At 62.2% G+C, this 12,608-nt stretch carries 13 protein-coding genes; 9 read left to right on the forward strand and 4 right to left on the reverse strand.

Annotated elements, in window-relative coordinates; all coding sequences use genetic code 11:
* Window positions 1-47 precede the first annotated feature (47 nt).
* The 6 genes from dnaJ to AB5Y99_RS13540 all read left to right on the forward strand — a co-directional run bounded on the left by dnaJ (window position 48) and on the right by AB5Y99_RS13540 (window position 7,933).
* A complete protein-coding gene (gene dnaJ / locus AB5Y99_RS13515) occupies window positions 48-1,190 on the forward strand; it encodes a molecular chaperone DnaJ (protein ID WP_005338032.1) in 1,143 nt (380 codons plus the stop codon).
* Window positions 1,191-1,454: 264 nt separating this feature from the next.
* Window positions 1,455-2,960 carry a carbohydrate porin gene (locus AB5Y99_RS13520; protein WP_323891088.1) on the forward strand — a complete coding sequence of 502 codons (1,506 nt, stop codon included), beginning with the start codon at window positions 1,455-1,457 and terminating at the stop codon, window positions 2,958-2,960.
* 115 nt (window positions 2,961-3,075) lie between these two features.
* On the forward strand, window positions 3,076-4,032 hold the full coding sequence (locus AB5Y99_RS13525; protein WP_201990480.1) for an aminoimidazole riboside kinase: 957 nt from the start codon (window positions 3,076-3,078) through the stop codon (window positions 4,030-4,032).
* Between the two features lie 83 nt (window positions 4,033-4,115).
* Window positions 4,116-5,480 carry a sucrose-specific PTS transporter subunit IIBC gene (locus AB5Y99_RS13530; RefSeq protein WP_201990479.1) on the forward strand — a complete coding sequence of 455 codons (1,365 nt, stop codon included), beginning with the start codon at window positions 4,116-4,118 and terminating at the stop codon, window positions 5,478-5,480.
* A complete protein-coding gene (locus tag AB5Y99_RS13535; protein ID WP_201990477.1) occupies window positions 5,480-6,895 on the forward strand; it encodes a sucrose-6-phosphate hydrolase in 1,416 nt (471 codons plus the stop codon). The genes AB5Y99_RS13530 and AB5Y99_RS13535 overlap by 1 nt, the downstream gene beginning before the upstream one ends.
* Window positions 6,896-6,922: 27 nt before the next feature.
* Window positions 6,923-7,933, forward strand: a complete 1,011-nt coding sequence (locus AB5Y99_RS13540; RefSeq protein ID WP_323891090.1) for a LacI family DNA-binding transcriptional regulator — start codon at window positions 6,923-6,925, stop codon at window positions 7,931-7,933.
* A gap of 90 nt (window positions 7,934-8,023) precedes the next feature.
* Here AB5Y99_RS13540 and AB5Y99_RS13545 read toward each other — a convergent pair whose 3' ends face one another.
* The 4 genes from AB5Y99_RS13545 to AB5Y99_RS13560 all read right to left on the reverse strand — a co-directional run bounded on the left by AB5Y99_RS13545 (window position 8,024) and on the right by AB5Y99_RS13560 (window position 11,267).
* Window positions 8,024-8,752 (reverse strand): MgtC/SapB family protein, encoded by a 729-nt coding sequence (locus AB5Y99_RS13545; protein ID WP_064336900.1) that lies wholly within the window; start codon window positions 8,750-8,752, stop codon window positions 8,024-8,026.
* Window positions 8,753-8,970: 218 nt separating this feature from the next.
* Window positions 8,971-9,375 carry a hypothetical protein gene (locus AB5Y99_RS13550; RefSeq protein WP_005359258.1) on the reverse strand — a complete coding sequence of 135 codons (405 nt, stop codon included), beginning with the start codon at window positions 9,373-9,375 and terminating at the stop codon, window positions 8,971-8,973.
* A 380-nt stretch (window positions 9,376-9,755) separates the two neighbouring features.
* A complete protein-coding gene (locus tag AB5Y99_RS13555) occupies window positions 9,756-11,027 on the reverse strand; it encodes an FAD/NAD(P)-binding oxidoreductase (RefSeq protein ID WP_323891093.1) in 1,272 nt (423 codons plus the stop codon).
* Window positions 11,028-11,081: 54 nt separating this feature from the next.
* Window positions 11,082-11,267 carry a DUF2892 domain-containing protein gene (locus AB5Y99_RS13560; RefSeq protein ID WP_323891095.1) on the reverse strand — a complete coding sequence of 62 codons (186 nt, stop codon included), beginning with the start codon at window positions 11,265-11,267 and terminating at the stop codon, window positions 11,082-11,084.
* A gap of 88 nt (window positions 11,268-11,355) precedes the next feature.
* Between AB5Y99_RS13560 and AB5Y99_RS13565 the strand changes: the two genes are divergently transcribed.
* Genes AB5Y99_RS13565 through AB5Y99_RS13575 form a run of 3 tightly spaced genes read left to right on the forward strand, consistent with a single transcriptional unit; the run spans window position 11,356 to window position 12,567 of the window.
* Window positions 11,356-11,670, forward strand: coding sequence for a helix-turn-helix transcriptional regulator (locus AB5Y99_RS13565; RefSeq protein WP_005338008.1), 315 nt, complete (start codon window positions 11,356-11,358; stop codon window positions 11,668-11,670).
* Window positions 11,670-12,083, forward strand: coding sequence for a YeeE/YedE family protein (locus AB5Y99_RS13570; protein ID WP_191966381.1), 414 nt, complete (start codon window positions 11,670-11,672; stop codon window positions 12,081-12,083). The genes AB5Y99_RS13565 and AB5Y99_RS13570 overlap by 1 nt, the downstream gene beginning before the upstream one ends.
* Window positions 12,084-12,096: 13 nt before the next feature.
* A complete protein-coding gene (locus AB5Y99_RS13575; protein WP_368209905.1) occupies window positions 12,097-12,567 on the forward strand; it encodes a DUF6691 family protein in 471 nt (156 codons plus the stop codon).
* Window positions 12,568-12,608 lie beyond the last annotated feature (41 nt).

A 12,608-nucleotide genomic window follows, 5' to 3' on the forward strand; every position in this document is an offset into this window, starting at 1 on the left:
ACGGGCGTTGGGTAACCAACGCCCGTCTGCGTAACCACAGGATGAGTATGTCGAAGCGCGATTTCTACGAAGTACTGGGTGTGGCGAAAGATGCCGACGATCGCGAGATCAAGAAGGCGTACAAGCGCCTGGCCATGAAGTATCACCCGGATCGTAACCAGGGTGATGCCGCATCCGAAGAGAAGTTCAAAGAGGTCAAGGAAGCCTACGAGGTCCTGACCGATGCCAACCTGCGTGCCCGTTACGACCAGTACGGCCATGCCGGTGTCGACCCGAGCCAGGGTGGCGGTGGCCACGGTGGCTTTGGCGGCGGTGCCGACTTCGCTGACATGTTTGGTGACGTATTCGGTGACATCTTCGGCGGTGGCCGTGGTGGTGCCCGTCGTGGCCCGGCCCGTGGCTCCGACCTGCGTTACACCATGGAGCTGACGCTGGAAGAGGCGGTACGCGGGGTCTCCAAGGAGATCAAGGTGCCGACCCTGGTTCACTGTGAAGTCTGTAACGGCTCCGGTGCCCACACCGGCAGCAGTGCCCAGACCTGCCCGACCTGCCACGGCTCCGGCCAGGTGCAGATGCGTCAGGGCTTCTTCGCGGTACAGCAGGCATGTCCGCACTGTCACGGCCGCGGCAAGATCATCAAGGATCCGTGCCGCAAGTGCCATGGTGAAGGTCGCTACCAGCGCACCAAGACCCTGTCGGTGAAAATTCCGGCGGGCGTCGATACCGGCGATCGCATCCGTCTCTCCGGCGAAGGGGAAGCGGGGGAAGCAGGGGCACCGGCAGGGGATCTCTACGTACAGGTGCACGTCAAAGAGCACGAGATCTTCGTGCGTGACGGCAACAATCTCTACTGCGAAGTGCCCATCAGCTTCACCGCAGCCGCCCTGGGTGGCGAGATTGAAGTGCCGACCCTGGATGGCCGCGTCAAGCTCAAGGTCACTCCGGAGACCCAGACCGGCAAGATGTTCCGCATGCGCGGCAAGGGCGTGAAGTCAGTGCGCTCCGGTCAGGTAGGGGATCTGATGTGCAAGGTGGTGATCGAAACCCCGGTCAACCTCACCGAGCAGCAGAAAGAGCTGCTGCGCCAGCTGGACGAGTCGTTCAGCGGTGCCGCTGCCAAGACCCACAAGCCGAAATCGGAAGGCTTCTTCGAAGGGGTGAAACGCTTCTTCGACGATCTGACCAGCTGATTTCAGCGACCCGAATAAACAGAGTCGGCCTTGTGCCGGCTCTTTTTTTGCCCGCCATTTAGCTTGGAACCGCCCTATTGAGTGGATCCTGATGAGGGATCCTCCTCACAACTCCCGCCAATTCCTGCTGTACAAATGTTATCCCGCTCACACTGTTGCTGAAACGGTTTAGTTGTTGTATTGAGTTGGCTAAACTGGTTTAGCTATGCTCCGTCTGTCGATAACAACAGCGCCCGTCCGGGCTACAGATGACAGGTGAGGAAGATGATGATGTTCAAGAGCAAGTTGGCGCTGGCGGTAGCGCTGGGATTGGGGATGAGCAACCCGCTGTGGGCGGCGCAGGCGAGTGTTGCAGGTGAGAGTGTCGAGACCAGACTGGCGGCGCTGGAGGCGCGGGTACAGGCGGCTGAAGCGAGAGCCGAGGCAGCAGAGAGCCGTGCCAGTCAGGCGGAAGTGAAGGCGAGCGCGGCGAGCGAACAGGCGCAGGTGGCTAACAACCGCAGCCAGAAGGTGGATGAGAAGACCGCCGGTGCCCAGGGCTTCGAGTTTCACGGTTACGCTCGCTCGGGCCTCCTGGTCAACAGCAATGGCAACGGTGGGCGCGGCGGCCCCTACATCACCCCGGCCGGTTCGGTGGGCGGGGCCGTCGGTCGCCTTGGCAACGAGGATGACACCTACATGGAGGCCAACCTGCTGAAAACCCAGACCTTCGAGGATGGCAGCTGGGCCCGCTACAAGCTGATGCTGGCAGACGGGGTAGAGACCAGCAACGACTGGACTGCCAGCGATTCGAGCCTCAATACCCGTCAGGTGTTTGCCGAGATCGGCAATCTGGCGAGCTTCGACGGCCCCTTCAAGAATGCGGTGCTGTGGGCGGGCAAGCGTTTTGACCGCGACAACTTTGACATCCACTGGCTCGATTCCGACGTGGTGTTCCTGGCCGGTACCGGCGGCGGTGTCTACGACGTGCAGCTGGCCGATAGCTGGAAGGCCAACTTCTCCCTCTATGGCCGCGATTACGGCGACATCAGCGCTAGCGGTCTTTCCGATATCGAGAGCTACATCCTCACTATGAACAACCGCGTCGGTAACTGGCAGTGGATGGTGAACGGTCTCTCGGCCAAGGACAATGATGCCCGCATCAATGACAAGGGGACGGGCAGCGAGGCGGCGGACAAGGGGGCACACACCCTGCTGGCCTACCACGGCGAGAGTTTCTTTGGCCTCAACCCCGGTTTTGCCAAGGCAGCGGTGCTGTACGGTCATGGGTTGGGGGCCGAGGTCAAGGGGCTGGGCTCTGACAGCGAACTGCTGCCGGACGCGGATGCAGTGCGGGTCGCCGTGTTTGGCGCCACCGATCTCAACTCGCGCTGGCGTTTTGCCCCGGCCCTGCTGGCCGAGCAGAGTCAGGATCGCTACGTGAAAGGGGACGAGTACCGCTGGCTTACCTTCAATACCCGGGTGGCGCAGGTGCTGAGCCAGAACGTCGAGCTGGTTTACGAGGCAGCCTGGCAGTACATGGATCTCGATCCCAAGGGTTACAAGGGACGCCAGGCGGTGAACGGCAACTTCACCAAGCTCACCTTCGCCCCCACCTTCAAGGCGCAGACCGCCGGTTTCTTCGAACGGCCTGAGCTTAGGGTGTTCGCCAGCTGGATGGACTGGTCCTCCGAGCTCGACAATTACGCCAGCGACGATGCCATGGGCCAGAGCAACTTCACCGCCGGTGGCGAGTGGAACTTTGGCGTACAGATGGAAACCTGGTTCTAGTTCGTTATCCCGATCACAAAAATGGCAGCCGGTGCCGAGATCTGTTGGTTGGCTAAAACGGTTTAGCTGATAATGCCAGCCAACAGAACAGAGTTCGGGTTTGACCGTGGATCCGATGCAGCAGTGGAGTAGCAAGGTGACGAATCGTGTGTGGGTAATGGGGGATGCGGTGGTGGACTTGATCCCGGAAGGGGCATTGCACTACCTCAAGTGTTCGGGTGGTGCGCCCGCCAATGTGGCGGTTGGTGTGGCACGGCTGGGTGGCGATGCGGCCTTTATCGGCCGGGTTGGTGCTGACCCGTTCGGCCGCTTTATGGCCGACACCCTGAGCGGGGAGGGGGTGGATATCGGTGCGCTGCGGCTCGATCCAGACCATCGCACCTCTACCGTGCTGGTGGCACTGGATGATGAGGGGGAGCGCAGCTTCACCTTTATGGTGCGCCCCAGTGCCGACCAGTTCCTCACCCCAAATGAGTTGCCCCACTTCGATGCCGGTCAGTGGTTGCTCACCTGCTCCATCGCGCTCGCCAACGAGCCGGTACGCACCAGCTGCCTGCAGGCCATGGCGGCCATCAAGGCGGCAGGCGGGAGGGTCTGCTTCGACCCCAACCTGCGCCCCGAGGTGTGGGGCAACCCCGCCGAGATGCTGCCGCTGGTGCGTCAGGCCATTGCGCAGGCGGATGTGGTCAAGCTCTCCATCGAGGAGCTGCAACTGCTGAGCGGCGAGGATGAACTGGCCGCCGGGCTCGCCACTCTCTCTGGCCCGGCGCTGGTGCTGGTGACCAGAGGGGCGGCCGGGGTGGTGGCTCGCCTTGATGGCGAGTTGCTGGAGTGGGTGGGGCAGAAAGTGACGCCCATCGACACCACGGGGGCGGGGGATGCCTTCGTCGCCGGTCTGCTGGCGGCGCTGGCCGGGCGCTCGTCGCTGCCGACGCTGGCCGAGTTGCCCGCCATTCTGGCTCAGGCTCACGGCTGCGGGGCGCTCGCCACCACCGCCAAGGGGGCCATGACGGCGCTGCCTACCCGCTCCGAACTGAATGCCTTTTTGCGATCAGGCGCAAGCGGCTGTTGAGCTGAGGCTAGAAGCCCGGCTCGACAGCCCCTACTCTCATGTGACAATGGCCCGCCAGCGTGGCGGGTCATAAGAGGAAGAATATGAATATCAGTGCGATAGCCAAGGATCTGGTGCCCCTGCTCGGGGGCAAGGAGAACATCGTCAGCGCTGCCCACTGCGCCACCCGGCTGCGGCTGGTGCTGGCCGATGACAGCAAGGTAAACAAGGCCGCCATCGACAAGCTGGAGGGGGTCAAGGGGTGCTTTAGCAACGCGGGCCAAATTCAGGTGATCTTCGGCACCGGTCTGGTCAACAAGGTCTATGCGGAGTTTGTGACGCTGACCGGTACCGGCACCGCCAGCAAGGCTGAGTTGACCGACATGGCGGCGGCCAAGCTCAACGTGGCCCAGCGGTTGGCGCGAACCCTCTCCAACATCTTCGTGCCGATCATTCCGGCCATCGTCGCCTCGGGCTTGCTGATGGGACTGCTTGGCATGGTGCGCACCTACGGTTGGGTCAATGCCGACAGCGCCCTGTTCGTGATGCTCGACATGTTCAGCTCGGCGGCCTTTATCATATTGCCGATCCTCATCGGCTTTACGGCGGCGCGGGAGTTTGGCGGCAATCCGTACCTCGGGGCGACCCTTGGCGGCATCCTCACCCACCCGGCGCTGACTAACGCCTGGGGCGTGGCCGGTGGCTTCAAGACCATGGATTTCTTCGGGCTCGATGTCGCCATGATCGGCTATCAGGGCACCGTCTTCCCGGTGCTCTTGGCGGTCTGGTTTATGTCCCATCTGGAGAAACAGCTGCGCAAGCGCATTCCGGATGCGCTGGATCTGATCCTCACGCCGTTCCTCACCGTCATCATCACTGGCTTTGTGGCGCTGCTCTTTATCGGCCCGGCGGGTCGGGTATTGGGGGATGGTATCTCGTTCGGTCTGAGCGCCCTCTATGAGCAGGCAGGTTGGCTGGCGGGGCTGGTATTTGGCGGCACTTACTCGCTTATCGTCATCACCGGCATCCACCATAGCTTCCACGCCATCGAGGCGGGGCTGCTGGCCAATCCGCAAATTGGCGTCAACTTCCTGCTGCCCATCTGGGCCATGGCCAACGTGGCACAGGGTGGGGCTTGCCTCGCGGTCTACTTCAAGACTCGCGATGTGAAGATCAAGGCGGTTACCGTGCCAGCAGCAATGTCCTGTCTGCTGGGCATCACCGAGGCGGCCATCTTCGGGGTGAACCTGCGCTATATCAAACCTTTCCTCGCCGGTCTGTTTGGCGGGGCCTGCGGCGGCGCCTACGTGGTGGCAGCCAAGGTGGGAATGACGGCGGTAGGGCTGACCGGTATTCCCGGCATGGCCATCGTCCAGCCCATGAGCCTTATTCACTACATCATCGGGCTGGTGATCGCCTTTGGCGCCGCCTTCGCCGCTTCCTACCTGCTCAAGTACAAGGTGGAGTGATGAAGGAAAGCGATCTTCTCAACCAGATTGTCCGGTCGCTGCTGGCCGGACAGCTCAAGGCGGCGGCCGATCCCCATCGGCCCCGCTGGCATCTGGCAGCCCCGGTGGGGCTGCTTAACGATCCCAATGGCTTTATCGAGCACAATGGGCGCTACCACCTCTTCTACCAGTGGAATCCGCTGGGCTGCGAGCACCGCAACAAGGGCTGGGGCCATGTCACCTCCACCGATCTGCTGCATTGGCAGCACGAGCCGGTGGCGCTGTTGCCCACCGAAGCCTATGAGAGCCACGGCTGCTATTCGGGCTCTGCGGTGAGCGACGAGCAGGGGCGTCTGACCCTTATCTACACCGGCAATGTCAAATACCCGGATGGCAGTCGTACCGCCTATCAGTGTCTGGCCCGCGCCGATGGTGAGGGAGGCTTCGAGAAGCTGGGGCCTGTGCTGGATCTGCCCGCAGGCTACAGCGGCCATGTGCGCGACCCCAAGGTGTGGCACGACGGTCGGCAGTGGCTGATGGTGCTGGGAGCCCGCACCCAGGATGACAAGGGGGAAGTGCTGCTCTATCGCGGCGAGACCCTGCAAAGCTGGCAGCGGGTGGGCCCTATCGCCGGTAGCGGGCGCGGGGGGCTGGGTGAGTTTGGCTATATGTGGGAGTGCCCGGATCTCTTCCCGCTAGGGGAGTGCCATGTGCTGATCAGCTGCCCGCAGGGGATTGCCCCGGCAGGCGAGGATTATCGCAACCTCTACCAGTGCGGCTGGCTGGCGGGCGATTTTGATGGCGAGCGCTTCGCCCACGGTGCTTTCCACGAGCTGGACCGGGGCTTCGAGTTCTATGCGCCGCAAACTACCCGAGACAGTCAGGGGCGCCGCCTCTTGTTCGGCTGGCTGGGGCTGCCGGAGGAGAACGAGATGAGCCAGCCCACAGTCGCTCACGGCTGGATCCACCAGATGAGCTGCCCGCGGGAGCTGTTCTGGCAGGATGAGTGGCTCTGCCAGCGGCCGGTGGCGGAGCTTGCGGCATTGAAGGGAGAGTTGACCAGCTTCGAAGGGACGCTCGGCGAGTTTCCGGGGCTGGCCATCGACTCGGCCTGGCTCGATCTGGACCTGTGTGGTGAGGGGAGCCTCTGGTTCGGTGCCGTGGCCGAGCTGGTGTGGCAGCCGGGGCGCATCACCTTGCGGCGCCAGAACTGGCAGAGCGGGACGTGGGAGACCCGCAGCAGCCCATGGGCTGGCGGGCGGATCACCGTCCTGTGCGATCGCTCCAGTCTGGAGTGTTTCATCGATGAGGGGCGGCACAGCCTGTCTGGGCGCTACTTCCCCGGAGAAAAGCCGCAACTTTCATCAGGTAACGGCGATGATGGCTGCAAAATTTGCCTCAATCACTGGCCGCTGTCGGCGTGCCTAGTACAATAGCCCGGTTCTAGTCAGCCGGGAGGCCAGGTGGAGAAGAAGAAACGGATCACGATTGCCCAGATCGCCGAACTGGCGGGGGTGTCCAAGGCGACCGCCAGTCTGGTGCTCAACGGGAAGAGTGCGGAGTACCGCATTGCCGACGATACCCGCAAGCGCATTCAGGCGGTGGCGGAGGAGTGTCACTACCTGCCGAGCTTTCACGCCCGCTCCCTGCGCGAGACCCGCAGCTACACTTGGGGGCTGGTGATCCCCGATCTCACCAACTTCGGTTTTGCCCGTATCGCCCGCGCTCTCGAGGCCCACTGCCGGGAGGCGGGCATCCAGTTGCTGATCGCCTGCTCCGAGGATGATCCCGCCCTCGAGCAGCGGGTGGTAGACAACCTCATCAGCCGTCAGGTTGATGGGCTGATTGTCGCCTCCAGCGGCCATAGCGATGACATCTATGCCCGCATCCACGACCGCCTGCCGGTGGTGCAGCTCGACCGCCACATCGGCGAGTCGCGCCTGCCCATGGTGATCTCCGATGCCTGCAAGGCGACCGCCGAGCTGGTGCGGGACATGGCCAGCGAGTGCGGCGAGCAGATCTACTACTTCGGCGGTTTGCTGGATCTCTCCCCCAGCCGTCACCGGCTGGCGGGCTATGAGCTGGGGCTCCATCGCGCCGGTTTTGAAGCCGATGCAGCCCGGGTGCGCCATCGCGACTACCAGCCGAGCTCCGGTTATCAGCTGATGGCCGAGCTGGTGGCCGAGCTGGGAGCCCCTCCCAAGGGGCTCTTTACCGCCTCCTTTACCCTGCTGGAAGGGGTACTGCGCTACCTCAACGAGGCGGGGTTGATGGAGACGGGCATGCGCCTGTGCACCTTCGACGATCACGACCTGCTCGACTGCATCCCCATGCGCATCGACTCGGTGGCGCAGGATTGTCCGGCGCTGGCCCTCGCCGCTTTCGAGCTGATGCAGCAACTGATTGCGGGCAGTCCTCCCGCACAGACTGCCCAGGTGATCACCCCCAGGGTGCGCTGGCGCAGTCGCCGCTAGCCACTCTTCGCCCATCCATATGAAAAAGCCCCGCCATTGCTGGCGGGGCTTTTTGCTGCGGGCGGATGGCTCGTTCCTCTGACCGGCTGCTCAATCGGTGGTACTGGTGCGCCAGAACACCTGCTTGATATGGGGGTGGATGGCCAGCTTTTGCATCAGGGCATCCAGCTCGTCGCCATCGATGGAGGTAGCCAGCAACACCGCCGAGATCTCCAGATCCCCCGCGCCAAACGGCTCGATATCGAGTTCGCTCAGGGGGTAGTTGGCCTGCTCCAGCATCTCTTCGAGCCAGTGCAGCACCTCTTTTTGATGTTCGCGCTGGGTCAGCGCCGTCACCTTGTAGGTCACTTCGGTGTCGGTATTGTCCACCGGGCGGCGGTTGATCTGATTGACCAGCGGTCGCAGCAGGGTGTTGGCGGCGAGCACGAACAGGGCGCCCAGAATTGCCTCCATGGCGAGCCCGGCGCCACAGGCGGCGCCGACCGCTGCCACGCCCCACAAGGTGGCGGCGGTGTTGATGCCGCGGATATTGCCCGACTCGCGCATGATGACGCCGGCGCCGAGAAAGCCGATGCCGGAGACGATATAGGCTACCACATGGACCACGTTGTAGTTGCCGCCGTGCAGGTCATAGATGCGCTGGGCCAGACTGACGAACAGGGCTGCCCCCACGGCGACCAGCACGTTGGTGCGAAGGCCGGCGGTACGTTGGCGGTATTGGCGCTCCAGCCCGACCAGACTGCCGAGCACAAAGGCGAGCAACAGGCTGGCCAAGGTGTCGAGCAGGGAGATCATGTCAATTTGTTGCCACATCTTCATGGCGTACTCCTTCCGATAAGCGCTGGCTTGGCGCAATTCATGATGAAACGCCGTGAGGCGGATGGATCAGGGGATGATTGCGCGGATGGCCAGCAGACAAACAAAAACGCGGCGTCCTGGGGCGCGAGCACCATCAGATGCTCTGACGCTCGGAGAGGACGCAACAAGCGGGGCCAGCGTGGCTGGCCCCTTTCACTGTGGTTAACGCAGGTGTGCGGTCAGTTGAGTTCGGGATCGCAGTCGATACGCGGGCGCAGTTGCCAGCGCACCGGATGTGCTACTCCGACCTGATGAACGAACTGCACCAGATAGCGGCGCTGGGGCGGGGTGCACTGCAGGTTGAGCACCAGCTCTCGCCCACCGCCGCGACCCGGCTTCATCGATTGCATCGGTTGCAGCCCCGCCGGTTGCAGGGTGTGGTTCACCATATCCAGCACCTGCTCCATATCTGCGCGATCCTCACAGCGGATCTGCAGCCGGTAGTGGTGCTGACGCTGTTTGCCGCCCAGCCAGCGTGGCAGCATGCCACGGCCGAGCCGGCTCAACAGGGGGTGAGCCCGGGTAGCAACAGAACCTGTTGCTACCGCGCGATCCGCAGCCGGTTTGATTGAGATAAAACGCATAGCAGCCTCCTTGTGGGAAGCAGAAACTATGCAGGCATGGCGACCGTGGCGGTTGGCCACTGGTTGCCAGACGTCAAGTGTAAAAAGGGAGAAGAGGGGAGTGGATTTCCGCTTCTCGCAGGGTGCGAGCATGCGGCAGAGAAAGACCTGCGGCTAGCTCGCGACCTTGGTACCGACGATGAGGGTCGGTCTACAACTGTCACTTGATGAGTTGCCCACTGATGGTCTCCGCTATTGATAAGAGGCTCGAATGATAGCCGAGGTGGCAGGCAGGGTAAACCCCGCCCCGCCCGCAGCAACATCTTGAAACATAATCGAAAGCCCTGTTTTGCCGCGCAGGGCCGCCAAAAGCAGACCCGGCGAGGGCCGGGTCTGCGGGGTCATTCGGTCTTGTCGATGCCGAGGTATTTGAGCATCAGTTTCTCGTAGATGGGCTCGGTATCCCCCACCTGCATCTTGTGCAGGAAGTACTTTTCGAAGGCGATCTTGGCCAGATGGACCCACTTCCCTTTCTTGAACCAGGCGACGTTGCGCGGCGGGATCTGCGGCATGGCGACGAAGGCGGCACCTGTGTCCCCCATGTCTGCCAGACAGATGGCATTCCACACTGCCTTGGTCACCGGCGGCTGGCCGCTGAGCTCCGCCTTGATGTTGTGGCTCAGGGTGCGCACCATCGCCTCAATCATGTAGCCGGTCTTGGGCACCCCGGTCGGTACCGGCGTCTTGTGCGGCGGAGCAATGGCGATGCAGACACCGGCGGCGTAAATCTGCGGGAAGGCGGGGTTGCGCTGGTGTTCGTCGACGATGACAAAGCCGCGGGGATTGACCAGCCCCTCGATGCCCCGCAGCGGCGCAATGCCGACAAAGGCAGGCAGCATCATGGCGTGTTTGTAGGGCAGAGTGTGGGTGCGCTTGAGGTTACCCTCATCGTCCAGCTCCTCCACCGTCATCTGACCATCTTGCGCCGCCACGGTGCGGGCATTGCAGATCCACTGCACGTCGCGCATCCGCAATTCGCTCTCCAGCATCCCCTTGGAGTCCCCCACACCATTGAGACCCAGATGGCCGATGTAGGGCTCGCTGGTGACAAAAGTCATGGGCACATTTTTTCTCACCTTCTTGTCGCGCAGGTGGCGATCGAGGATGAACGCATACTCGTAGGCGGGGCCGAAGCAGGAGGCGCCCGGCATGGCACCGACAATCACAGGGCCGGGCTCATCGACCAGTGCACTGACACTGTGGCGGCACTCTTCGGCGTGGGAGAGGGCACAGACGCTGGTGGTGCCACCGGATTCGGGGCCAGCCCCCGTCACCTCGTCAAAGGCGAGGGCCGGGCCGGTGCAGATCGCCAGAAAGTCGTAACGCAGGGTCTGGCCATCAGAGAGGGTGAGCTGCTGCGCCGCCGGTTGCAGCTCGGTCAGGGCTGCATGGATAAAGCGGATCCCCTTTTTCTTCACATGGGGTTCGATGGGGATAGAGGTCTCCTTGCGCTCCCGCCACTGGACGGCAATCCAGGGGTTGGAGGGGGTGAATTCAAAGTCCGGCTTGTCATTGATGAGGATCACCTCATGCTGCTTGCCCAGTTCGGCCTTGAGTTCGTAGGCGGCAGACATGCCCCCCAGACCCGCGCCGATGACGATTACCGTTGCCATGTTCAGCCTCCTGCGTTTATTACACGCTCATGTGAGCCGGGTCATCCGACCCTGTTATTTAAATCCTATCCGTTTGAGGATCATCGCTGCCGGGCAGAAACCGGTGAATGCGCTCTGGATCAGGTTGACCCCGACAAAGGCACTCAACCAGACAAAGCCCGGATGAACCCAGGCGGTAAGGAGCAGCGAGAGCAGCAACATGCAACCCGCGACAATTCTGACTCCGTTATCTACTGTCATGGTCTTTCTCCTTATCTACTTTAGATATTGCTAATTTAGTGTTGTTTTATACAATAGAACAAATATCAGCAATTGCTAATTTACTCTTATGAGCCAATTCGACGAGATGAACAGACATGCGACAGCCGCCGCCTCCCTGCTCAAGGCGTTGGCTCATCCCGAACGCCTGATGGTGCTCTGCCAGCTGGTGGAGGGGGAGAAGGGGGTCGGGGAGCTGCTGGCCCATAGCCAACTCGGGCAGTCAGCCTTCTCCCAGCAACTTTCGGTATTGAAGCGCTACGGCCTGATCCGTTCGCGCAAGGTCTCCCAGCAGATCTACTACTCGCTGGTGAGCGAGGCGGCCGCCGATGTGCTGGGAGCGCTGCAAACCCATTTTTGTCACTCGGAAAATAAGGAATCTTGATGATGGAAAGCCAATGGCTGCTCTCTTTGGGCGGTGGCATGCTGGCGGGGCTGTCGGCCCTGACCCTGATGTTGTTCAACGGTCGGGTGGCCGGCATCAGCGGCATTCTGGCCGGTGCGCTGCAACACCGTGCGCCCTGGCGGGTGCTGTTTCTGCTGGGGCTCGGGGCGGGCGCCTGGCTGGCGCTGACCCTAGGCTGGGCCAGTATGCCCGCATTCACCACCTTGCCCAGCTGGCCTGTAGTGTTGCTGGCAGGTCTGTTGGTCGGCATCGGTACCCGTCTTGGCAATGGCTGCACCAGCGGCCACGGCATCTGTGGCATGGGGCGGCTCTCCCTGCGCTCCATCGTCGCCACCCTCACCTTTATGGCGGCAGGCTTTATCACCGTCTTCATTACTCATCATCTGCTGTAAGGGGCTGATCGCCATGAAGTTGCTGACAAGTTTGTTTGCGGGTGTGTTGTTCGGACTGGGGATGGCCATCTCCGGCATGATGGATCCCGCCCGGGTCACCGGTTTTCTGGATCTGGCCGGGGCCTGGGATCCCAGCCTCGCCTTCGTGATGGGGGGCGCCCTGCTGGTCTTTATGCCGGGTTATTTTCTGCTGGTGAAACCCCGTCGCCAGAGTGTGCTGGGTGAGCCCATCGCCGCCGTACCGGCCCCTCGGCTGGAGCGCAGGCTGATCGGCGGGGCCGCGCTGTTTGGTATCGGCTGGGGATTGGTGGGCATCTGTCCTGGGTCTGCTCTGAGTCTCATTTCCAGCGGGCAGCCCATGATAATGTTGTTTATAGCGGCCATGGTGGCCGGGATCTTGCTGTTTGACAGAGGGCTGGCCAGGGTGCTGACCAAGGCGCCAGCTCGGGGAAAGGGTAAGGTGCGCCAGTCCCATACCGGCTGATCCCGTGAAGTGACTGATGATGCCAGGGAAGGAGAGTAATG

This window comes from Aeromonas sp. R4-2 (assembly GCF_040908295.1).
Lineage (GTDB): Bacteria > Pseudomonadota > Gammaproteobacteria > Enterobacterales > Aeromonadaceae > Aeromonas > Aeromonas veronii.